This window comes from Arthrobacter sp. Y3224055, assembly GCF_059090825.1.
On sequence record NZ_JBNHGB010000003.1, the window covers coordinates 335,621 to 358,348 of the forward strand.

The following is a 22,728-nucleotide window of genomic DNA, read 5'->3' on the forward strand; positions in this document are numbered from 1 at the left end:
TCCCACCTCCCCTGTACCGCGGTTTAGCGGGCTGAGGCGTCTGCACTTACTGAGGCTTCCTGTCCCGCCGCCCGGGATGAGCGTTCGACGAGGGCAGCGAATTCATCGCTCGACATCACGTCCGCGTACTGAGCCTGGATGTTGCGCAGGGATTCCCAGTACTGCCCGTATCCTTCGGGTGTTTCGTGGTCGAACTCGGGGTTGCGGCCGTGGGTGTTGAGGGGAATGGCCGTGCCGGAATCGGCCACGACGATCACTTTGTATCCCCTGTCGAAACCGTCGCGTGCCGTGGTCGGTACGCAGTTGGCGGTCGAGGAGCCGACGATCACGAGGTACTCGGCGCCGTCCTGCTGGAGGTACTCGTTGAAGGCCGTTCCGTAGAAGCTGCTGTTGCGGTGCTTTTGGAAGACCGGTTCGCCCTTTTGCGGTTCGAAACCTTTGCAGAGTGCGCCGTTCCACGTCCCGTGGTTGAAGGGCGAATCGGACTCTCTCCAGGACGGGTACTTCAGCCCCCAGATGCCGATGTCGTAGCCTTCGGGGTGCATGCCCCACATGGACCAGACGACCTTGATTCCCTTTTCGCGTGCGAGTTCGATCATTCTCTTGGCCGGCCCGAGGGATTCCTGCCCGGAGGGCGCTCCACCGACGCTCTGAATGTAGTCTGCCCCCTCCGGATCGAGGCAGAGATTCTGAATGTCGAGCGCATGGACCACGGTCTTGCTTAGATCTATGGTCTCGGGGATGAAGGTGTAGGAACGGTCGACGTATTTGTTGAGCTTGTCTTCGTAGGCGGTCATTGTCTTTCCTTTACTTACTGGATTCCTCGGTACGGTCCGATGAAGCTGAAGCCGCCTCGGCGGCTTGGCTACCGGCAGGGTCTTCGCCACCGTCAGTCACGTCTTGTTCCGGGCCGTGCTTGAAGCCCGGGACCAGTTCCTCCCAGTCGTATTCCTGGATGAAGTACTCGGCCGTGCTGTAGGTGCCGTCCATGGTGTCGCGCAGGTTTTTTGGCCCGTCGAAACCGACCATTTTCCAACCCATCTGGTCCTTGTTTCCGCCGTAAACCGGGTCGGCATAGAAACCTTGGCGGACATGCAGGCACAGGGTGTCAAAGAAACTTTTGTCTTCATCGGTGTTTCCCTGAAGCCGCGAGTAGTACACCTCCATCGAGGTCAGCGAGACCGGCACCGGTTTGGGAGCGCCGCTGACCTGTTCCAGCACCTGGTCTTGGACTTCTTCGGTCGCGTCCTTGAAGGACTCCGCCCGCAACTCGCGCGACCGGCGGTCGAGTTCATGGACCCCTTCGCGGTAGAGCCGCTGCAGGTCGGCGATGCGTGCCCGGGCGGATCGTGCTTCCGGACCGGCCAGGGCCAGGAAGCCGGTCCCGTCAGCCGCCGCATAGAGGTAGTCGATGCCTGAGAGGTAGCGGTCGATGAAGACGATCACCCTCGCCTCGCGTGCCCCTGGATCATGGTCGGTGGGCATGACGCGTGCGCCGGCGGCTTCTATGGTTTCCCACTCGTGGTCGGTGAAGAACAGTTTTTCGTCCGAGTCGGGGTCGATGTGGATCGGGACGATTTCCCAGTCGGCTTTCGAAACCATCGTGTCTTCCTTTCTGCGATTCTCTAACGCGCGGCAGTTACAGCCGCTAGCTGCGGCCCTTGAGGTAGGTGCCGGCGATGTAGTCTGCGCAGCGCCAGGAGTGGGCCATGATCGTGAGCGTGGGGTTGACGCCCATGGCGGTGGGGAAGCCCGCGCCGTCAAGCACGAAGACGTTGTCCACCGAGTGAGCCTGGCCCCATCCGTTCAGCACCGACTTGCCGGGGTCGGTTCCCATTCGGACCGTGCCCTGCTGGTGGCAGGCGTTGCCGGTGAATTCGTCTCCAAGGTAAACGGGGGTGGTTTTCGTTGCCCCGGCCGCCTGGAGGATTTCCACGTTTTTGTCGATCTGCCATTTGCTCATGGCGATGTCGTTGGCGTGGGGCTTGTTCGTGATCCGCGCTACGGGCAGGCCCCAGGCATCCTTGATGTTGGGGTCGAGGTCGACCCGGTTGGTCTCCTGGGGCATGTCCTGGAGGATGAACCCAATCTTCATGGAGTAGTCGAAGTAATTTCGGTCGGCGTCCTTCATGGCTTGGCCCCAGGTCGGGCGGCCGGGCATGATCGCGTTGATGGCCTGTCCGATCTGCGTGGTGGCGATGATGCCGCCGCCGATGTGGCCCCTGCTTTCGTCCGTCTCGTAAAAATGCGTGGAGCCGCCGCTTTGGTAGTTTCCCGTCCAGCCGCGCAGCGGTTCCTCGATGTCCTTGTCGAACAGTCCGACCGCGAAAATGTATTCGTGGAAGGTGGCGTTCTTGCCGACAAGGCCGGAATCGTTCGCGAGACCTTCGGGGAACCGGTTCGACGTGGACAGCAGCATGAGCCGCGCCGACTCGATGGCGCCGAGCGCCAAGACAACTACGGCGGCGTCCTGTTCCACCTCACGGCCCTCGGGGTCGATGTAGACGACGCCGGTGGCCCGGCCGTCCTTGCCCAGTTTGACTTCCCTGACGTAACTGTCGGCCCGTACTTCCAGGTTGCCGGTGGCGAGGGCTTCGGGGATGTACGTCGTCGCCACGCTGGACCGGGTTTGGGTGGGGTCACCGTACTGGTTCCAGAAACTGGTCCGGTTCACCGCCGCCCTGCCCAGGGCGTTGCCTTCGGTCAGGTGGGACATCGGCAGCGGGAAGGAATTGATGCCCAGCTTGTTGGAGCCCTCATAGAATTTCTTGCCGAACCGGGTCGGAGGCAACGGCCCGCTGGGGTACGGCTTGCTGCGGAAGCCTTCCCCCCGGTCGGCACCGGTAAGGCCCGAGATGCCGTAGCTCCATTCAACCTTGGTGAGGTATGGTTCCAGGTCCTCGTAGCGGTAGGGCCAGTCGGCCAGGCTCGCGCCTTCCAGATCCCCGTGGAGGGAGTGGAAAATGAAGTCCGATTCCCTCGGCCGGGGCATCCAGCCGGCCATGTGGCTCGTTCCGCCGCCGACGTTTGAGGGCACGGGGGAGAAATTGAAGATCCGGGCTTCCGAGTTTTCGTCCCGGCGCACCGTCCTGGGCATCAGCTTCACGTCCGGCCACAGGTAGCTGCGGTTCTGGAACTTCAGTTCGTCGCCGGAGTAGTGTTCCTCCGGGCGCAGCCACGGGCCCTTGTCGAATCCGACAACTGTGTAGCCGGCTTCGCTGAGAACCTTGACGGCGGGCCCGCCCCCCGCTCCCAGTCCGACGACGACGACGTCCACCGGGTCCATTTTTCGATTGCTGCTCACAGTAGAACCTCTCAGTTCGGTCGTTGTTGGGGAAGGCCTAGTAACTTCCCTCGCCCTGCTGGCTTTCCTGCAGGACGGCTTGGTGCCACTCGACGTTCGTCTTGTCGACGACATCGGTCGGGATGCGGACGAACTGGTTTACTTCCATGCCCAGAAGCTCATGCGCGAAAAGGGTTTCGATCATGCTGTGGCCCATTTCGACGCTGTTCACATCGACGGTGGCGGTGAGTTTGCCGGCTTTGATGGAGTCCATCCCCGAAATCAGGCCGTCAGCACCGATGGTGATGATGCCTTCCTGCCCGTCCCAATGCTTGAGACCGCGTGCGTCGATGGCCTGGGACGCGCCGAGCGCCATGTCTTCGTTTTCACCGTAGATCGCGTTGACATCGGGGTTTTTGGTCAGCAGGTCCTGTGCGGCCCGGAGACCCTTGTCCCGTACGTAGCCGCCGTCGGCCTGTCCGACGATCTCGATGCCGGGGTACTCCGAGATGGCTTTCTTGAAGCCCTGCTGGCGCAGCTTGGTCCAGTCCGATCCGGAGGGCCCCATGATCTGGATGACCTTGCCTTTGCCCTTGAGTTGGTCGCCGATGTATTGCCCGGCGATGTAGCCGGACTGCCAGCGGTCGTCATAACCGATGTTCGAGACGGTGTTAAGACCTCCGGTGGGGTCCTCGGCTTGGGAAGGATTGGCCAGTTCTTCAGTGGAGTTGAACTGGTAGAAGTCGACGCCCTCTTCCTGTCCGCGGCCGTACAGTTCCTGCATGGTCGCGGCGTTGGCGGCAGAGCAGACGAAGACCGCATCGAAGTCCCGGGCGATATACCCCTGGACAATGCCAAGGGTTTCCGTGCCTGAATGGGCGTCGTTGAGGGCGCCCTGCCGCTCCCAGGTCCATTTCACACCGAACCGGTCCTCGTATTCCTTCATCTTGTTGAAGGCCGCTTTTTCGACCTGGGTGTAGAACTCGGAGAGGATCGGGGGAGCAAAGCCGACTTTGATTTCACGGCCGTCCACTATTTCGCGGATGGCGGCATCGGCGGCCGAGTCCGGGTTGACCGCGGCACCGGCGCCTCCGCCCCCGCCTCCACCGGTGCCGGTCGGCGTCTCGACCGTGGTGCAGCCGGTCAGGATGAGGGCTGCCGCGACTGCTCCGGAGGCGAGGGCGCTGCGGGTCCGGGCGTACCGACGGCGGCCTGCGGGCCCGGTGGTGTCAGTTGTGGACATTGTCTTGCCTTTCATTTTTGATGGTCCCCGCAGCAACGGGGAGACCGGGGAAGCTGGTTTCGGCTACACGGGGGCGACGTCGAGCACAACGGCCCGCCGTTGCCGGACCCGGGCGTTGATGATGGCGCTGATCCGGTTCGCGAGGACGGCGATGATTAGAATCGAGCCAATGACGATCTTTTGATAGCTGGACGGAACGCCCGCGAGGTTGATGATGTTGATGGTTGCGGCCAGCGTGATGGCGCCGAGCACGGCTCCCAGGATGCGGCCCCTGCCGCCACTGAGCGCCGCACCGCCGATGACGGCGGCAGCGATGGCCTGGATCTCGTAACCGACACCGAGGTCGGCCGGGACGTTGGTATTACGGCCCGCCAGGATGACGCCGGCGATCGCGGCGCATAGCCCGCTGATGACGTAGGCGATGATACGGACCCGGTCCACCCGCACGCCGGACTGTACGGCGCCGGTCCGGCTGCTGCCGACCGCGAAGAGGTGTGTCCCCAGGCGGGAGGATCCCAAAATCCCGCCAAGGAGCAGCGCCACGATGAGGGATATCACCATGGGCAGGGTGAGGGCTCCGGCCAGCGGGCTCAGGCCGCCGATGACATAGAACTCGGGGACCATGTAGCCGATGATGGGAACGCCCTGGGTCCAGATGTAGAGGATGCCGCCGGCGAAGCCGAGCATTGCGAGCGTGGCAATGAAGTCGGGCAGCCCGACCCGGGTGACAAGCAGGCCGTTGCCGATCCCGATCAAGGCCCCGGCAAGCAGCGCTGCGAGGATCGCGGCGAACAGCGGCATTCCGGATTTCATCGTCTCGGCTGCCACCCCCGCGCAGAGTGCCATGGCTGCGCCGATCGAGAGGTCGATGCCTCCCGCGATCAGGACGACGGTCATGCCCATGGCCAGGATCATGACCGTGATGCTGCTGTTGAGGATGTTGAACAGGTTTGACGGAGCCAGGAACACCGGCAACGTGAACGCCGCAATCAAACAGGCCAGTACCAGCATGGCCAGGACGCCGAGGGTGGGGTCCAGCAGGATCCGGTCGACGATGCGGCCGACCAGGCCGGTGTTGCGTTTGGGGGTTGAAGTGCTCATGGTCAGTCCTGCTGTTCGGTCACGAACGGACGGGAACCCGCGGCCGGCTTCTGTGCCTGCTGCTGGGCCGGGGCCGGGGGAGTGTCGTGCGGAGTGTCGTGCCTGGGGGGCGCGTCAAGACGGGAGCGTTTGCCCATATTGAGTGCGTATTGCTGGACGCGGCGGTCGAAGACCACCCCGGCGACGATGCAAAGGCCGGTAACGATGCTGAAGTAGACGGGGTCGACGCCGTTGAGGCGCAGGCCCTGCTGCAGGGTTGCCAGCAAAAGGCCGCCGACGACAGCGGCCCAGACCGAACCGCGGCCGCCGGCAAGGCTCACGCCTCCCAGAACGGCGCCGGCGATGGCAATGAATTCGTAGCCGCCGCCCAGGAAGGCCTGTACGGCGCCGAGGCGGGAGGCAATGAGGACGCCGGCTGCTCCGGCGAGCATGCCGGAGACGATGAAGGTGCCCATCCTGACGCGGAGGACGTTGACGCCGGCGACGTTCGCCGCGTCGGCGCCGATGCCGATGGCATATATGCGCCGGCCGAATACCGTCTTGGCCAGGAAAAGCTGCATGATGACCAGCAGGATTGCGGCGATCCAAAAGGCGCTCGGGATGCCCAGGAAACTGCCGTAGACGATATCCGAAAAGCCCGGCGTCGTCACGCCTTGGAGAGGTACCTGTTCTGTCAGGACGATGAGCAGCCCGCTGGCGATGTTCAGCGTGGCCAGCGTGACGATGAAGTCGTTGATACCGAACTTCGTAATGAGCCATCCGTTGAACAGGCCGAATGCCGTGCCGGTGGCGACGCCCACGAGGACGCCCACCAGTGTCGGCGCCCCGCTGAGCAAAGCCCACATGGTCGTTCCGGCACTCAGCCCGGCTACCGTGCCGACGGACAGGTCGATGCCTCCGGCCACGATGACGATTGCCACCCCGACGGTAATCAGCAAGACGGGGATGGCGTTGTTAATGTAATCGGTGAGGCTTTCCGGTTGCAGGAAGACTGGCGACATCAGTTGGAACACGATGACCAGGACGATCAGGGCGACCGCGATCGGAACGCCGCTGGTCGAAAGTGTGCGGGATACGGCCCGTTGAAATTTCATCATTCGCTCCTGCCGGCGGATAGCGCCAGAATTCTGTTCTTCACGCCCTCAAAGTTTCCGGCGGCCAGTTCCTGTTGCAGCGAGGTCACCGAACCCACCAGCCGGCCTTTTTTCAGGATCAGGACACGGTGGCTGAGTTCCAGCAGTTCGGCGATTTCCGAGGCAATCACGATGGCGGCCCCGCCAGCGGCGACGAAATCGCGGATGAGGTTGTGAACCTCCACCTTGGCCGAGACGTCGATACCCTGGGTCGGTTCGTCGAAGATCAGCAGTGAGGGCTTGGTGTTCAGGCAGCGGGCCACGATGGCCTTCTGCTGATTTCCGCCGCTCAGGTTTCGAATCTTTTCCCTGACGCTTGGGGCACGGATTGCCAAGCGCTGCCGGTAGCTCTCGGCCTGGTCCATTTCCTCGCGGTTTTTGACCAAAAAACCAAGCTGCGTGACGCCGCCCAAGCTGGAGATGGAGATGTTTTCGGCAACGGAAAACTCCGGCAGAATGCCCAGCTGCTTGCGGTCTTCCGGCAGCATGGCCAACCCGTGACGGTATGCCGAGCTCGAATCGCGGAGGCGCAGGGGTTGCCCGTTGAGGTGCATTGTTCCGCTGCTCATCTTGTCCAAGCCCATGATGACTCTGGCCAACTCGGTCCGCCCGGCACCGGCCAGTCCCGCTATGCCCAGGATCTCGCCCTTACGAACGGACAGCGAAATGTCCTTCAAGACGTGGCTGCGGTGCACATTCTCCAGTCGCAGCACTTCCTCGCCGGTGTCGGCCGCGGCGTGCGGCGGCGTGCCGCTGGCCGCACCGAATTCGCCGGCTGCGATTCCAAACATCATGCCAAGCAGTTCATCGACGTCCGTCTCTGCGATGGCGGCAGTCCCGGCGTTGGCCCCGTCGCGGAAGACGGTGGCGGTGTCCGCCAGACCGAACAGTTCCTCCAGGTGGTGGGTTACCCACAGCAGTGGCACGCCCCGCGCCCTGAGCTTGCGCATGTGTTCGAATAGGTGCCGCTTTTCTTCTTCTTCGAGCCCGGACGTCGGCTCGTCCAAAATCAGGACGCGGGGGTCGAAGGCCAGTGCCTTGACGATCTCCACCACACGCTTTTTCAAAGCACCGAACTCCCCAACGGGAAGCTTCAAGTCCTCAGGGGTGAGCCCGAAGTCGGCGGCGAGTTGCAAAACGCGCTCTTCCATCCCCTTGCGGTCAAGCCGGACCTTCAGGCCGAGGAATCGGGCATTGACCTCGCGGCCCAGGAAGATGTTGTCGAGTGCCGTGAGCGCCGGAACGAGCGACAGCTCCTGATGGATGGTCGTGATGCCTGCGTTGAGGGCGTCGCTGGGATGGCGGAACTGCACTTCTTCCCCGGCCAGGGTAACTGTGCCCGCGTCCGGCGAGACCACGCCGGACAGCACATTGATCAGCGTGGATTTGCCGGCCCCGTTGCCTCCCAGCAGGGCATGGATCTCGTCGGGGCGGATGTCCAGGCTCACCCCGCGCAGGGCGGTCACGCCTTGGTACTGCTTCACCACGCCCTCAACTTTGAGCAGCGGCGAATGGCCGCCAGGTTCGGTGGGATGCGCCATGGGATCGCTCCTGTTCTTGGAGGTTTGGCGGCAGGTGACGCTCGGTGTGTGAGCAACATCATGTGAAAACTCAATATAGTAATCAGTCACAACAAATGCAATAGCCTTTTTCGCTTGAGGGGCGGGGCACGGCTTCAGTCCGCAGGCCAGCGCAGGCACCGCCGTGGGTGTGTGGCCGCAAGGTGTCAGCGACTCGGCAGGGTGTGTGCGGCCTTGGGTGGGCGCTGGTCGTTGACTTGGGCCGCCGCGGCTAATATGTTGTTGCTCACTACTATTGCTTCCTGATGGGAGAAGGCAATGAGGCAACCGAGCCGCGAAGACAAGTTTTCCTTCGGCCTATGGACGGTGGGGTACACGGGGGCCGACCCCTTCGGCGGCCCTACCCGGTCGCACGTGGATGTCGTAGAAGTGGTGGAACGGCTGACGGGTCTCGGCGCCTACGGATTGACGTTCCACGATGATGACCTCTTCGCCTTCGGCAGCAGCGAGGGGGAGCGGCAGAAGCAGATCGACCGCCTGAAAGGTGCACTCGAGGACACGGGCCTTCAGGTTCCGATGGTCACGACGAACCTTTTCAGCCCCCCGGTTTTCAAGGACGGTGGGTTTACCTCCAACGACAGGGCCGTCCGGCGGTTCGCCCTTCGAAAGGTCCTGCGGAACATTGAGTTGGCCGCAGAGCTCGGGGCCCGGACTTTCGTCATGTGGGGAGGCCGCGAGGGCGCTGAGTACGACGCTGCCAAGGACGTCCGGACAGCCCTTGAACGGTACCGCGAGGCACTGGACGTTTTGGCGGCCTACGTGACCGATCAGGGGTACGACCTGCAGTTCGCCATTGAGCCCAAGCCGAACGAGCCCCGCGGCGACATCTTGCTGCCGACGGTGGGCCACGCGCTGGCGTTCATCGAAACCCTGGAGCGGTCCGAACTTTTCGGTGTCAACCCCGAGGTCGGACATGAACAGATGGCGGGCCTGAATTTCACCGCCGGCGTTGCCCAGGCGCTGTACCACGGCAAGCTGTTCCATGTTGACCTCAACGGCCAGCGGGGGGTTAAGTACGACCAGGATCTGGTCTTCGGCCATGGCGACCTGCAAAACGCTTTCTCTCTCGTGGACCTGTTGGAAAACGGCGGCCCGAACGGTGGCCGGGCTTACGACGGTCCGCGCCACTTCGACTACAAGCCGTCGCGGACCGAGGACGCCGGGGGAGTGTGGGATTCGGCTGCGGCGAACATGCGGATGTACCTGTTGCTGAAAGAGCGGGCCGCCGCCTTCCGCTCGGACCCGGAGGTCCAGGAAGCGATGCGCGCCTCCCGCGTCACCGAACTGGAGCAGCCGACCCTTGCCGATGGAGAGTCCTACGCCGAGCTGCTCCAAGACCGTTCCTCGTACGAGGATTTTGCCCCGGAGGGGTACTTTGACGGCTCCGGGTTCGGGTTCGTCAGGCTTCAGCAGTTGGCTATGGAACATCTGCTGAACGCGCGCTGAGCTGCGGAACCGGCGAGGTCCAGGCTCGGCCGACGTATCTGGAGGCATCATGACACTAGTCGCGGGTGTTGATTCTTCGACGCAAAGCTGCAAAGTGGTCTTCCGGGATGCCCGCTCCGGTCGGGTGGTTTCTGCGGGACGGGCCACCCATCCGGCGGGCACCGAAGTTGACCCGGAGGCCTGGTGGAGAGCGCTGCAGGCGGCGCTCGCAGAGGCGGGAGGTCTCGGCTCGGTCAGCTGCCTTTCCGTAGCGGCACAGCAGCACGGCATGGTGGCCCTCGATCAGGAGGGCCGGGTGATCCGGCCGGCCTTGCTCTGGAACGACACCCGCAGCGCGGGCGCTGCGGCTGCACTGGTGGGCGAAGTGGGCGCCGATGAATACGTGCAACGGACGGGATTGATTCCGGTGGCGTCTTTCACCGCTAGCAAACTCCGCTGGTTGCGTGACGCCGAGCCCGCCAATGCAGCAAAGGTAGCCGCGGTCGCTCTTCCCCACGACTGGCTCACCTGGCGGTTGCGCGGGTATGGGCCGGCCGCTTCCAGCCCGCTGGGGCCGGTCCTTGAAGAACTCACGACAGACCGGTCGGATGCCAGCGGTACCGGCTATTGGGATCCGGAGGCGAACCGGTACGACATGGATCTGTTCGCCTTGGCCCTCGGACATGCTGCCATCGTGCCCCGTGTCCTTCGCCCCCATGAGCCGGCGGGAAAGACGCCCGGGGGAGTCCTTCTGGGCGCGGGAGCCGGAGACAATGCCGCTGCGGCCCTGGGCCTCAACGCTTCCGGCCGGGAGGCCCTCGTTTCGATCGGCACCAGCGGAACCGTGTTCGCCTCATCCGCCGAACTGCGCCGGGACAGGACAGGTTCCGTCGCCGGGTTCGCGGACGCTGCCGGCGCCTTCCTCCCGATTGCCACCACGCTCAATGCAGCCCGCATCCTGACGTCGGTCGCCGAGGTGCTCGGCGTCGACAACGACGAGCTCTCGCGTCTCGCCCTGGAAGCTCCCGCCGCGGCCGGGGGAGCCGTCCTGGTCCCTTGGTTCGAAGGGGAACGCACCCCAAACCTGCCCAACGCGACGGGCAGTCTTCACGGGCTGTCGCTGACCGCAATGACAAGGCCCAACCTTGCGCGCGCTGCCATTGAAGGAATGCTGTGCAGTCTCGCCGGCGGGCTTGACGCGCTGCGGAAGGCCGGTGCCCTTCCCGAGCGGGTCCTTCTGATCGGCGGGGGCGCGCAGAACCGGGCCGTGCGGTCGATTGCCGCGCAGGTCTTCGATATGCCGGTCTCGGTTCCGGTACCCGGCGAGTACGTGGCCGAGGGGGCCGCGGTGCAGGCCGCCTGGGTCCTGGGCGGAGTACGCCCTGACTGGCCGCCGCACTTCGATGCGGAGCTGCGACCCGATCCGCGGCCTCTTATCCGGGACCAGTATCGCAGCCATGCCGAAGCGCAGGAGGCGTGGTTCCGCCGTCACAACGAAGGCGCGGCGTGAAGAAGCAGGCAGGCGCCGGCAGCCAGGAGACGGGACCGGTCCTCGCCAATGCGCGCAGCACGCGCCTGACACTCGACTGCTACGGTGCCAGGATCGTTGAACTGCTCCTGCCGGACAGGGGCGGCAAGCTCGAAAACGTGGTGCTTGGGTTCGACTCTGTGGATGACTATCGCCGCCACGCGGACTGCTACTTAGGGGCCACGATCGGCCGGACAGCGGGCCGCATCCCAGGCGGCCGGTTTTCCTCGGCAGGGGTCACCTTTCCCGTTGCCGCGAACGAGGGACGGAACCACCTTCATGGAGGACCCAGCCGAAGTTTCGACCGCGTCCTGTGGTCCCGTTCGGATGCGTCCCCGGAACGGGCGCAGGACGACTTTGTCAGTCTGGACTACCGCAGCCCCGAAGGCGAAGAAGGCTATCCCGGAAACCTCTCCGCGCGGGTTAGCTACTCACTCTCCGAAGCCAACGAGCTGTCGATTCTCTTCACGGCCAGGGCCGACGCGGACACCCCGGTCAATATGACCAATCACGCTTACTGGAATATGGACGGAGACGGGGCGAGGCCTGTCACCGATCAGCAGCTGATGGTTGACGCGGATTACATCCTGGCGACGGACTGGGAACGCATTCCGACAGGCAGCCACCTGCCTGTCGCCGGGTCGCCCTTCGACTTCCGCAAGCTAAGGCGGATCGGAGCCTTCCTGCCGAAGTCGGGCACCGAGCCGTGGCCGGGCATCGACAACACGTTCCTGTTCAATCCGGGCAGGGACAACACCAAGCCCGCGGCAGTACTTTATTCTCCGGAAACCGGACGTCTCATGGAGCTCTACACCACGGAGTTCTGTCTTCAGGTCTATACAGCGAACCGGCTGCCTCCGCTGGTCGGCCGCGGGGGAACCTTGTACGGGCCCGGCAGCGGCATATGCCTCGAACCCCAAAAGATCACCGATACCAGCCGTTTCCCCGACTTTCCGTCCGTGGTCCTTCCGGCCGGAACGGAGTACCGGCATCTCAGCCGATACCGTTTCTCGACAGCGTGAGCCGATCAAGCAGAAGCGGCCCCTCGTCGGGATACGCGACGCCCCTGTCAGGCGACGAAGGAGTAGGCAGCGGGGTCGGCCAGGAGGTCTGCAAATACCAGTTCAGCCGCGCCGACCATGAGAAGATTGGCGCCCAGCTGAGGTCGGGAAATGTGAACACTTTGGCGTGAAACCGGCAGCGATTCCCGGGAGACGAGGTGCTCCAGCCGCTCCGGATCGGCTGCATGCAAGGAACCCAGAAAGCCGCCCAGAATGATCAACTCCGGATTCAGGATGTTGATTGCGTTGCCCAGGGCAATGGCGAGGTATTCCTGCTGCCGGTCCACAACAGCCCGAACCTCGGCAGAAGTGGATGAAAGCAGCGCCTCCTCCAGTTCGTCCACGTCCGCGGATGCCAATCCGAGGGCGGCAAGCAGGGCATCGCGGGTAACTTCGGATTCCAAGGTGCCTCGGGCGTGCGCGGTGTCAAGCCCTCCGCCGCTTCTGATCCGGGTGTGGCCCAGCTCCCCGGCATGACCGGCGACGCCTGTCACGGCGTGGCCTCCGCTGATGATGCCGCCACCGATGCCGCTGGCCCCGCCGTTGAGGTAAATCATGTCGCTGACCCGTCGGGCGGACCCAAAGGTCCTTTCGGCGAGAGCACCAAGGCTCGCATCGTTGGCGGCTTTCACGGGATACCCGGTGGCAGCGGCCAGCATCTCGGCAATCGGTTCATCGGTCCACTCCAGGTGCGGGGCCAGCCGCACGAGCCCGTCCCGTGTCCTCACCAAACCCGGGACAGCGACGCCGATCCCTGCGATCCGGGTCCCGTCAGTCTTCATTCCTTCGATGATCGCCGCACTGATGTTGACCGCTTCCCGGACGCTGGGGGCCCTGTCCGTTTCATAGCGGACCCGTTTCTGGACAACGCCGCCCAGGCAGACGGCACCGACGGTCACCGCGTCGATCTCGGGATTGACGGCGATCGCCACTGTCGCCGGGTTGGGGCGCACCACGGCACTCGGCCGCCCGACACCGTTACTTGAGTCGGGGCTCGTTTCCAAGACCAGTCCGAGCTCGGCAAGCTCGCCGACCAAGGCACCGATTGTCGACCTGTTCAGCCCTGTTTTCCGGGTCAGCTCGGAGCGGGGAACGGGGCCGGCATGATGCACGAACTGAAGAATGGTGGAGAGGTTATGCCGGCGAATGCTGTCGAGGTTGTTCCCAGCCCGCGGGGCCGGCAGCGGCCGCCCGTGGCTGGTGCCAACCTGCGCGTCTGATGAATTCAACCAAGCCTCCCTGGATTCTGGACAAGAAACAACTGCGTAACTTATCGTTCAACCGCAGGCTACTCCATCCCCATTGCTCCCAATTGTTAATTCCTTGAACAAATTATGGCACAAGAGTAATCTTCCGGTATGTTGAACGCCCAAGGCCCTCCGCGGCCTGTCCGCACCGGCTTGGTGGGCTACGGGCTGGCCGGAAAAGTCTTTCATGGGCCCTTCCTCGGCGCCCTTCCGGAGTTCTCCCTGGACGTCATCGCGACGGCCCACCCGGAACGGAGGCTGCAGGCCGCCAAGGACCATCCCGCTGCAGAGATTGTTGCAGACGCCAACGAAATGCTGGCGGGGGGCCTGGATCTGGAATTGGTGGTGCTAGCCGGCCCTCCCCACACCCATGTGGATCAAGCGCTGGCAGCACTGGACGCGGGCTTGGCGGTGATCGTGGACAAGCCCTTCGTGCCAACGGTCGGCGACGGCGAGCAACTGATAGAACGGGCAGAACGCGTCGGGAAACCCCTGATCGTGTTCCAGAACCGGAGGTGGGACGGGGACTTCCGAACGGTGCGGAAGATGCTGGCCGAGGGGCACCTGGGACGGGTCTATCAGTTTGAATCGAACTTTGAGCACTGGGCGCCCAAAGTCGTTGACCGCTGGCAGGATACGACGCCTCCGCACCTGGCCGGCGGGATCACGTTTGATCTGGGCAGCCACCTCATAGACCAGGCCTTGGTGCTGTTCGGTCCGGTTGAAGAGGTCCGTGCCGACGTGCGCACCGTTCGTGATGGCGGCGGCAACGACGACGTCAGCCTCATTGAGCTATTCCACTCGAACGGCGTGCATTCGCGGCTCTGGATGAGCCGGGTGGCGGCGCAAGCCGGACCCCGCTTCCGCGTTCTGGGGACCGAAAGCGCCTATGTCAGCTATGGCCTGGACGGCCAGGAACCGGCCTTGGCGGCGGGGGCAGTCCCAACTGATCCAGGGTTCGGCGCCGAGCCCGAAAGCACGTGGGGCACGCTCGGCATCCGGGCGCCGGGCCATCCCGCCCCCATTGCGGTGCCGACCGAACGAGGCGACTACCTTGGGTTTTACCGGGCTGCGGCTCTGGCGGTCCGGGGAAGCGGGCCCATCCCGGTTAATCCCCGGGAGGCTTTGGAGGTCGTCCGGGTGATCGAACGAATCCATCAGTTGGCGAAGCCCGGCTAGGGATGCTGCGGGCGTGTCGCTTCCGAAGACCTTGTCCCGCCGTCAAAGAACGGAAAACCCCGCCTGACCGGGCTTTCGCCAATCAGACGGGGTTTGTCTGTGCACCCCCCGGGACTCGAACCCGGAACCCATTGATTAAGAGTCAATTGCTCTGCCAGTTGAGCTAGAGGTGCAGCTGTCGGTGAGGGGCCGGCGCCGGTTTCCCGGGCGCTTTCTCCCTCGCAACGACATGTAACTCTAGCAGGACTTTTCCGCGAATGTGAAATTGAGGCGGCCTTTGTCGCCTACTTCACAGAAACCGCCAGCATCCGGTCCTCGTCGGTGCCGTTGGTGAGTACCCAGAGCCGGCCGTCCGGGGCAGCGGCCACGTCGCGCAGCCGGCCGTATTCTCCTTCGTAAAAGGCCTCGGGCTCTCCGGCCTCGGTGCCGTCGAGCTCCACCCGCCAGAGCCGCTGGCCGCGCAGCGCGGCGATCCACGCCGTCCCGTCCACCAGGGCCATGCCGCTGGGGGAGGCCTCGGCCGTGGACGGCCAGACCACCTTGGCGTCGATGAACCGCTCGTCGCCGGGGGCTCCGGTAACGTCCGGCCAGCCGTAGTTGCCGCCGGGCTCGATCAGGTTCAGCTCGTCGTCCCGGTCGGGGCCGAACTCCGTAATCCAGAGCCTGCCGTCGGCGTCCCACGCCAGCCCCTGCACATTGCGGTGGCCGAAGCTGTAGACCGGGCTGTCGCCGAAGGGGTTGCCGGGGGCAGGGTCGCCGTCGGGCGTGACCCGTAGGATCTTGCCGCCCAGAGAGGAGAGATCCTGGGAGCGGGAGGAATCGGCGGCGTCGCCGGTGGCGATGTACAAGTAGCCGTCCGGGCCGAACTTGAGCCGCCCGCCGTTGTGGATCCCGGCTTTGGGAATGCCCGTGACGATTTCCTGCCCGTCGCTGAGCCGGCCGTCGTCCCAGCGGTAGCTGAGAACCCTGTTGTCCTCCGGCGAGGTGAGGTAGACGTAGAGCCGGGCGTCGGCGTCGAAATCGGGGCTGGGCTCCAGCCCCAGCAGGCCGGCCTCGCCGGTGGTTTCCAGCGCGGAGTCCACGGGCACGGCGGCAACCGTTTCGCCGTCGACCACGTGTTTGATCAGGCCGGTGTCGTTCTCGGAAATGAGGGCACTGCCGTCGGGCAGTACGGCTATGGACCACGGTTCGGCCAGGCCCGAGGCCGCCGCTTCCACGTCCGGGCTGGTAGCGGCGCCGCCGCTACTGTCCGGCCGGCCGCTGCCGCCGACGCTGCAACCGGCCAGGACGGCCGCCAGCGCTACGGCCAGGGCCAAGGGGGCAAACCGAAGCGGCAGGATGCGCCGATCCGCTTGGTCGTCCATCCGTCAGCCTCGTTTCCGGTCCGCTCCGTTCCCATCCTCGGCCTCCACGGACGGTTCGATGACCGCCTCGCCCGCGTAACCGAGCCATTCGGTCTCATCGTAGAGCGGTTTCTCCGTGACCGCCGCCTGCTCCGCTGCCGCGTCCTCGACATCGGCCGGCACCGGCTCGTCCGCGCCGAAGCCGCCGGCAGCCGACGTGCCGGTGTCGCCCGGGGACTCCGGCATGGTCTCCTCCACCATCAGGTCCTCGTCGAATGCCCGCGGCGTGCGGCCGGTCGTTGGGTTCCCGCTGGCAGTGCCGGAGGGGGCGTGCATCAGGTTCGACGGCGTGGGGGCGGCCTCGGAGGGGGCGTGCGCCAGGTTCGACGGCGTGGGGGCGGTCTCGGAGGGCGCGTGCGCCAGGTTCGACGGCGTGGGGGCGGGTCCGGAGGGGGCGTGCGCCGGATTCGCCGGCGCGGAGGCGGCCAGGGATCCGGCCTTCGTGGAGCGGGACTTGCGGCTGAACAACCGGCACAGCAGGGCGGTCGCGAGGGTGGCTGCGACGGCGGTCCTGATTCCCCATCTCCGGTCCATGGCCTTCACCTTCGGTTGATGGTTGTGCTGCATCCGGTCCCGACGTTACGTGCGGGACACGGCAGTGTCCATAGCCTCCCGTGGCCGGTTCCGTCTCCGAAAACGTGAGGTGGACCGGCAGGTTGAGGCGATGCTTTGCAGGCCCGGGGCGGGCCGCTAGGCCCGGAAGATCAGCTCCGCCATGAAGCTGTGGAAGTCGGGCTGGTCTTCGGACTGGTCGATCGTGTGGCCCTCGGCGGGCAGCCTGCCTTCGGCCTGGACGCCGAACCGGAACGTCCTGCCGGTGCTGGTGCCCACTTCGTATTCCCCGCCGCCGAGCTGGACTGCGTGGGACATGTTGGTCATGTTGATCGCGACGGGGGTGCCGCCGGCCGTCAGCGCGGAGCCGTCGAACGGCGCGATGACCAGTTCCTGCGGCCGCCAGCGGTAACCGATCACGTAAAAGTCTTCGGTCCCGCCCTGCGTCCGGTGCGCATCGTCCTGGCGGCCGCTGGCGAAGACGAGGTTGTAGTCGCCGTAGTTGGGAATCTGGGAGTCAAAGATGGCGCTAAGCGCGTCCTTGAGTTCGTCGCTGGTGGGCATGTGGCCTTCGGAAGTGCGTAATCGGGCGGGAGTGCTGGGCGCCTGCGGCGCCGGAAGCGCGGGGCGCTGCCGTCAGCCTAAGGAACCGGACCCACAAAAAAGCGCCTGGCCCATGTGGTGCCCGGCGCTTGATTGTAAGGGTGGAAGTCAGACGGCGTCGACCGCTTTCACCGGCATGGCCGAATGGTCGGTCTCCCACGTGTGGCTGCGGGGAACCGGGCCATGGTCGCGGCGGACAACGACGGCGAGGCGCGCCAAGACGGCGGCCATCCCTATTGCGGTCAGGGCAACTGAGACTGTCATGCCGCTATTGTCAACCGGGGCAACCGTCAAGTTCAAGCTAACGTTACTTACCTCACTATGTAGTATCTCTTTATGGACATGAGGCGGCTGCAGATTCTGCGGGAACTGGGCGACCGCGGATCCGTCGTCGCCACCGCCGCTGCGATGAAGATCACAGCCTCGGCCGTCTCCCAGCAGCTGAAGGCGCTGCAGCGGGAGGTGGGCGTCACGCTGGTGGAGAAAGCCGGCAGGGGAGTGCGGCTGACCGAGGCCGGGCTGGCCATGGCAGCAGCCGCCGCGGACGTCTCCGCGGCGATGGAGCGGGCGCAGGCCACCGTGGACGGCTACCGCAGCGGCTGGCAAAACCAAATCCGTGCCGCGTTCTTTCCCAGTGCGGCGGAAATGTTCCTGCCGGGCCTGATGTACCGGCTGCAGGACATCGAGGGGCTGCACTTCGACCCCTGCCTGGAAGACCCGTCCGTCGAGGGGTTCCTGCCGCTGGCGGCCGACTACGACCTGGTGCTGGCCCACAGCCAGCAGGGCGTCGAGGCCTTCGCCCGCAACGGCATCACCGTGCTGCCGTTGCTGGACGAACCACTGGACGTGGCCATGCCCGCCGGCCATCCGCTGGCGGCACTGGACGTCCTCCGGCCCGAGGACGTGGTGGACCACCCGTGGATCGGCGTCCCGCAGGGCTTTCCCTTCGAGCAGGTGCTGCGCCAGATCGAAGCGCGCACCGGCAGGCTGGCCAAGCGCACCACACGCTACGCCGACCTGCGCGTAATGGAGGCCATGGTGGCCGCCGGGCACGGGCTCGCCGTGGTGCCGCGGTTTACCTCCCGGAAGGCGCAGTCCACGCGCGGCTTCGTGATGCGCCCGCTGGAGGGGATCCGCGCCCGCCGGACCATCGTGGTGCTGGCCCGCAGCGACGTGGCCGAGCGCAGCAGCGTGCACCGCGTGATCGGAATGCTGCAGCAGGAGGCGGCGGCGATCGCCAGCCAGCAGGGCTGAGGGCGGCCGGATCCGGGCAGCCCCGGCGCGCGGCAGTGCGGCCGGATCCGGGCAGCCCGGCGCGGTGCAGGGCGGCCGGATCCGGGCGGCCCGGGCCGGGGGGCGCCGGGCCAGCCGAGGCACCGCCGTCGTAATATGGCCCTGCCATGGCGGCGCGGGTCATAGAATCGATGCCATGAGTGCGGACGCAACCCCAGACATCAAACCCCGTAGCCGGGTAGTAACCGATGGCATCCACGCCGCTCCGGCGCGCGGCATGCTCCGAGCCGTAGGGATGGGCGACGAGGACTTCGCCAAGCCGCAGATCGGCATCGCGAGCTCCTGGAACGAAATCACCCCCTGCAACCTGTCGCTGAACCGGCTGGCCCAGGGCGCCAAGGAAGGCGTCCATGCCGGCGGCGGTTTCCCGATGCAGTTCGGCACCATCTCCGTCTCCGACGGCATTTCCATGGGGCACGAGGGCATGCACTTCTCGCTGGTCTCCCGCGAAGTCATCGCCGACTCGGTGGAAACGGTCATGATGGCCGAGCGCCTCGACGGTTCCGTGCTGCTGGCCGGCTGCGACAAGTCGCTGCCGGGCATGCTGATGGCCGCCGCCCGCCTGAACCTCTCCTCGGTGTTCCTCTACGCCGGCACGATCATGCCCGGCTTCGCGAAGATGGAGGACGGCTCGGAGAAGGAAGTCACCCTGATCGACGCCTTCGAGGCCGTGGGTGCCTGCGCCGCCGGCAAGATGAGCCGCAAGGACCTGGACTCGATCGAACGCGCCATCTGCCCGGGCGAAGGCGCCTGCGGCGGCATGTACACGGCCAACACCATGGCCTCCATCGGCGAGGCGATGGGCATGTCGCTGCCGGGTTCGGCCGCGCCGCCGTCCGCGGACCGCCGCCGCGACAACTTCGCGCACAAGTCCGGCGAGGCCGTGGTGAACCTGCTGCGCCAGGGCATCCGCGCCCGCGACATCATGACCAAGAAGGCCTTCGAGAACGCCATCGCGGTGACCATGGCCTTTGGCGGCTCCACCAACGCCGTGCTGCACCTGCTGGCGATCGCCCGCGAGGCGGAGGTGGACCTGACGCTGGACGACTTCAACCGGATCGGCGACAAGGTCCCGCACCTGGCCGACATGAAGCCCTTCGGCCGCCACGTGATGTTCGACCTGGACAAGATCGGCGGCGTCCCCGTGGTCATGAAGGCGCTGCTGGATGCGGGCCTGCTGCACGGCGACTGCCTGACCGTGACCGGCAAGACCGTGGCCGAGAACCTGGCGGCCATCAACCCGCCGGACCCGGACGGCAAGATCCTGCGCGCCCTGGACAACCCCATCCACAAGACCGGCGGCGTGACCATCCTGCACGGTTCGCTGGCTCCCGAGGGCGCCGTGGTCAAGTCCGCGGGCTTCGACGCCGACGTCTTCGAGGGCACCGCCCGCGTGTTCGAACGCGAGCAGGGCGCCCTGGACGCGCTGGACAACGGGCAGATCAAGGCCGGCGACGTGGTGGTCATCCGCTACGAGGGCCCCAAGGGCGGCCCGGGCATGCGCGAGATGCTGGCCATCACGGGCGCCATCAAGGGCGCCGGGCTCGGCAAGGACGTGCTGCTGCTCACCGACGGCCGGTTCTCCGGCGGCACCACCGGCCTGTGCATCGGACACGTGGCGCCGGAAGCGGTCGACGGCGGCCCGATCGCGTTCGTGCGCGACGGCGACCTGATCCGCGTGGACATCGCGGCCCGCAGCTTCGACCTGCTGGTCGACGAGGCCGAACTGGAAGCGCGCCGGGTGGGCTGGGAACCGCTGGCGCCGAAGTTCACCACCGGCGTGCTGGCCAAGTACGTCAAGCTGGTGAACTCCGCCTCCACCGGCGCGTACTGCAGCTGAACCACGACGGCGGGCGCCTCCCTCCGCGAGGCGGGCGCCCGCCGTCGTGCCCCTCCCCGGGTGAAGGGTCCATCTTATGGACTCAAGTGCCCAAATAATGAGACGGCGATGTCTCAGGTTGACACTGATATCCGCGTGGCACGAGACTGAAGCCATGCAAAGCGTATCCGTGGTCGTCCTTACCAAGCGCGTGGCGTAAACGCCCGTCTGGCACAACCACGTCACGCGCGAAACCCCATCGGAGCCAACCGGCTCGACGGGGTTTTTTTATTTGCAGAAGAGAACAGGGCCGTTCCCCGCTCGCGGAGGACGGCAAGCACATCAGAGAACATCAAGATCCGCAAAGGAAATCCGATGACTAAGGGATCGCCAATCAGCCCCTCGCTGATGGCCAATAAGGCGCCGGCCTCGCCCGACGCTGTCAAAACCAAAGATGTAGCTGCCTCTGTCTCTTCCGTCGTGGACGGCCTCAGCCCGGTAGTCGGGCCGAACAACATCGTGCCGCCCACGGAAATGACCGGCTCACAAGCCGTTGTCCGTTCGCTGGAAGAACTGGGCGTCGATGACGTCTTCGGGTTGCCGGGCGGGGCCATCCTCCCCACCTACGACCCGCTCATGGATTCGGCCAAGATCAACCACGTCTTGGTCCGTCATGAACAGGGTGCAGGCCACGCCGCACAGGGTTATGCCATGGTCACCGGCCGCCCCGGTGTCTGCATTGTCACCTCCGGCCCGGGGGCCACCAACCTGGTCACCGCCATTGCCGACGCGCACATGGACTCGGTGCCGATGGTGGCGATCACCGGGCAGGTCTCCTCGGCCGTGATCGGCTCGGACGCGTTCCAGGAAGCGGACATCGTCGGCATCACCATGCCGATCACCAAGCACTCCTACCTGGTCACCAAGGCGCAGGACATTCCCCGCGCCCTGGCCGAGGCGTTCCATATCGCCACCACCGGCCGCCCCGGCCCGGTGCTGGTGGACATCACCAAGGACGCCCAGCAGTCCACGATGAGCTTTTCGTGGCCGCCGAAGATCGACATCCCCGGCTACCGCACCGTGGTCCGCGGGCACTCCAAGCAGGTCCGCGAGGCCGCCAAGCTGATCGCCGCGGCGGAGCGCCCGGCCTTCTACGTGGGCGGCGGCGTGATCAAGGCCCACGCGTCGCAGGAGCTGCGCGAGCTGGCCGAGCTGGTGGGCGCCCCGGTGGCCACCACGCTGATGGCCCGCGGCGTGTTCCCGGACTCGCACCCGCAGCACGTGGGGATGCCGGGCATGCACGGCTCCGTCTCGGCGGTGACCGCGCTGCAGCAGGCCGACCTGCTGATCACGCTCGGCGCCCGCTTCGACGACCGCGTCACCGGCGTGCTGAGCAGCTTCGCCCCGGGTGCCAAGGTGATCCACGCGGACATCGACCCGGCGGAGATCTCCAAGAACCGCACCGCCGACGTGCCGATCGTCGGTTCGGTCAAGGAGATCATTCCGGAACTGGCCGAGGCCTGCCGCGAGCGGTTCGCCGCCGAGGGAACCCCGGACCTCTCCGCCTGGTGGGCCACGCTGGAGCGGCTGCGCGAGACCTACCCGCTGGGCTTCGCCGAGCCCGACGACGGCCTGATGGCCCCGCAGCAGGTGATCCAGCGGATCGGCGAGCTGACCGGGCCGGAAGGCGTCTACGTCGCCGGCGTGGGCCAGCACCAGATGTGGAGCGCGCAGTTCATCAAGTACGAGCGCCCGCACGCCTGGCTGAACTCCGGCGGCCTGGGCACCATGGGCTACTCGGTGCCGGCCGCCATGGGCGCCAAGGTGGGCAACCCGGACCGCGTGGTCTGGGCCATCGACGGCGACGGTTGCTTCCAGATGACCAACCAGGAACTGGCCACCTGCCGGCTGAACAACATCCCCATCAAGGTCGCGGTGATCAACAACTCCTCGCTGGGCATGGTCCGCCAGTGGCAGACCCTGTTCTACGACGGCCGGTACTCCAACACCGACCTGAACACCGGCCACGACACCGTGCGCGTGCCGGACTTCGTGAAGATGGCCGACGCCTACGACTGCGTCGGCCTGCGCTGCGAACGTCCGGAGGACATCGACGCCACGATCCAGCAGGCTCTGGCGATCAACGACCGCCCCGTGGTGATCGACTTCGTGGTCAGCCCCAACGCCATGGTGTGGCCGATGGTCCCCTCCGGCGTGAGCAACGACCTGATCCAGATTGCCCGCGACATGACCCCCGAGTGGGAAGAGGAGGACTAGG

Annotated in this window: 19 protein-coding genes and 1 tRNA gene; 7 read left to right on the forward strand and 13 right to left on the reverse strand. The window is 65.5% G+C overall.

The genetic code is table 11. The features are described 5' to 3' along the window. Positions 1-23: 23 nt before the first annotated feature. From AC5RTY_RS09705 to AC5RTY_RS09735, 7 genes are all read right to left on the reverse strand, one after another. Positions 24-797: a cysteine hydrolase family protein gene (locus tag AC5RTY_RS09705; protein WP_494139459.1), complete on the reverse strand. Its 774-nt coding sequence runs from the start codon at positions 795-797 to the stop codon at positions 24-26. Positions 798-807: 10 nt separating this feature from the next. Further along, on the reverse strand, positions 808-1,602 hold the full coding sequence (locus AC5RTY_RS09710; RefSeq protein ID WP_494000050.1) for a gluconate 2-dehydrogenase subunit 3 family protein: 795 nt from the start codon (positions 1,600-1,602) through the stop codon (positions 808-810). 46 nt (positions 1,603-1,648) lie between these two features. After that, positions 1,649-3,304, reverse strand: a complete 1,656-nt coding sequence (locus AC5RTY_RS09715; protein ID WP_494025674.1) for a GMC family oxidoreductase — start codon at positions 3,302-3,304, stop codon at positions 1,649-1,651. 37 nt (positions 3,305-3,341) lie between these two features. After that, the gene (locus tag AC5RTY_RS09720; RefSeq protein WP_494000048.1) at positions 3,342-4,526 is read right to left on the reverse strand and encodes a sugar ABC transporter substrate-binding protein; all 1,185 of its coding nucleotides are present in this window, start codon (positions 4,524-4,526) and stop codon (positions 3,342-3,344) included. A gap of 63 nt (positions 4,527-4,589) precedes the next feature. Beyond that, the gene (locus AC5RTY_RS09725; protein ID WP_494000047.1) at positions 4,590-5,627 is read right to left on the reverse strand and encodes an ABC transporter permease; all 1,038 of its coding nucleotides are present in this window, start codon (positions 5,625-5,627) and stop codon (positions 4,590-4,592) included. A 2-nt stretch (positions 5,628-5,629) separates the two neighbouring features. After that, positions 5,630-6,721 (reverse strand): ABC transporter permease, encoded by a 1,092-nt coding sequence (locus AC5RTY_RS09730; RefSeq protein WP_494000046.1) that lies wholly within the window; start codon positions 6,719-6,721, stop codon positions 5,630-5,632. Continuing rightward, on the reverse strand, positions 6,721-8,460 hold the full coding sequence (locus AC5RTY_RS09735; protein WP_494139460.1) for a sugar ABC transporter ATP-binding protein: 1,740 nt from the start codon (positions 8,458-8,460) through the stop codon (positions 6,721-6,723). The genes AC5RTY_RS09730 and AC5RTY_RS09735 overlap by 1 nt, the downstream gene beginning before the upstream one ends. A 138-nt stretch (positions 8,461-8,598) precedes the next feature. Between AC5RTY_RS09735 and xylA the strand changes: the two genes are divergently transcribed. Genes xylA through AC5RTY_RS09750 form a run of 3 tightly spaced genes read left to right on the forward strand, consistent with a single transcriptional unit; the run spans position 8,599 to position 12,315 of the window. Continuing rightward, positions 8,599-9,786: a xylose isomerase gene (gene xylA, locus AC5RTY_RS09740; RefSeq protein ID WP_494073758.1), complete on the forward strand. Its 1,188-nt coding sequence runs from the start codon at positions 8,599-8,601 to the stop codon at positions 9,784-9,786. 49 nt (positions 9,787-9,835) lie between these two features. Further along, entirely contained in the window at positions 9,836-11,275 is a 1,440-nt protein-coding gene (locus AC5RTY_RS09745) for an FGGY family carbohydrate kinase (RefSeq protein WP_494139461.1), read from the forward strand. Further along, positions 11,272-12,315, forward strand: coding sequence for an aldose epimerase family protein (locus tag AC5RTY_RS09750; RefSeq protein WP_494073760.1), 1,044 nt, complete (start codon positions 11,272-11,274; stop codon positions 12,313-12,315). The genes AC5RTY_RS09745 and AC5RTY_RS09750 overlap by 4 nt, the downstream gene beginning before the upstream one ends. Positions 12,316-12,362: 47 nt before the next feature. Here AC5RTY_RS09750 and AC5RTY_RS09755 read toward each other — a convergent pair whose 3' ends face one another. Next, a complete protein-coding gene (locus AC5RTY_RS09755; protein WP_494073761.1) occupies positions 12,363-13,583 on the reverse strand; it encodes an ROK family protein in 1,221 nt (406 codons plus the stop codon). A 129-nt stretch (positions 13,584-13,712) separates the two neighbouring features. Here AC5RTY_RS09755 and AC5RTY_RS09760 point away from each other — a divergent pair, with 129 nt between their 5' ends. Continuing rightward, positions 13,713-14,780, forward strand: coding sequence for a Gfo/Idh/MocA family protein (locus tag AC5RTY_RS09760; protein WP_494073762.1), 1,068 nt, complete (start codon positions 13,713-13,715; stop codon positions 14,778-14,780). 100 nt (positions 14,781-14,880) lie between these two features. Here the strand turns inward: AC5RTY_RS09760 and AC5RTY_RS09765 are convergent. The 5 genes from AC5RTY_RS09765 to AC5RTY_RS09785 form a co-directional block, all read right to left on the reverse strand. Beyond that, positions 14,881-14,953, reverse strand: a tRNA-Lys gene (locus tag AC5RTY_RS09765). A 111-nt stretch (positions 14,954-15,064) separates the two neighbouring features. Further along, entirely contained in the window at positions 15,065-16,144 is a 1,080-nt protein-coding gene (locus tag AC5RTY_RS09770; protein ID WP_494000039.1) for a PQQ-dependent sugar dehydrogenase, read from the reverse strand. Positions 16,145-16,147: 3 nt separating this feature from the next. Next, positions 16,148-16,750, reverse strand: a complete 603-nt coding sequence (locus AC5RTY_RS09775) for a hypothetical protein (RefSeq protein ID WP_494139462.1) — start codon at positions 16,748-16,750, stop codon at positions 16,148-16,150. A 123-nt stretch (positions 16,751-16,873) separates the two neighbouring features. Then, complete coding sequence (locus AC5RTY_RS09780) at positions 16,874-17,299, reverse strand: hypothetical protein (protein ID WP_494012359.1); 426 nt, start codon at positions 17,297-17,299, stop codon at positions 16,874-16,876. A gap of 147 nt (positions 17,300-17,446) precedes the next feature. Further along, on the reverse strand, positions 17,447-17,602 hold the full coding sequence (locus tag AC5RTY_RS09785) for a hypothetical protein (protein ID WP_494139463.1): 156 nt from the start codon (positions 17,600-17,602) through the stop codon (positions 17,447-17,449). Between the two features lie 72 nt (positions 17,603-17,674). On the opposite strand from AC5RTY_RS09785, the gene AC5RTY_RS09790 reads away from it, so the two are divergent. The 3 genes from AC5RTY_RS09790 to AC5RTY_RS09800 all read left to right on the forward strand — a co-directional run bounded on the left by AC5RTY_RS09790 (position 17,675) and on the right by AC5RTY_RS09800 (position 22,727). Next, a complete protein-coding gene (locus AC5RTY_RS09790; RefSeq protein WP_494012358.1) occupies positions 17,675-18,592 on the forward strand; it encodes a LysR family transcriptional regulator in 918 nt (305 codons plus the stop codon). Positions 18,593-18,767: 175 nt separating this feature from the next. Beyond that, positions 18,768-20,471: a dihydroxy-acid dehydratase gene (ilvD, locus tag AC5RTY_RS09795; protein WP_494139464.1), complete on the forward strand. Its 1,704-nt coding sequence runs from the start codon at positions 18,768-18,770 to the stop codon at positions 20,469-20,471. A 354-nt stretch (positions 20,472-20,825) separates the two neighbouring features. Continuing rightward, a complete protein-coding gene (locus tag AC5RTY_RS09800) occupies positions 20,826-22,727 on the forward strand; it encodes an acetolactate synthase large subunit (protein WP_494012357.1) in 1,902 nt (633 codons plus the stop codon). The last annotated feature ends 1 nt before the right edge of the window (position 22,728 follow it).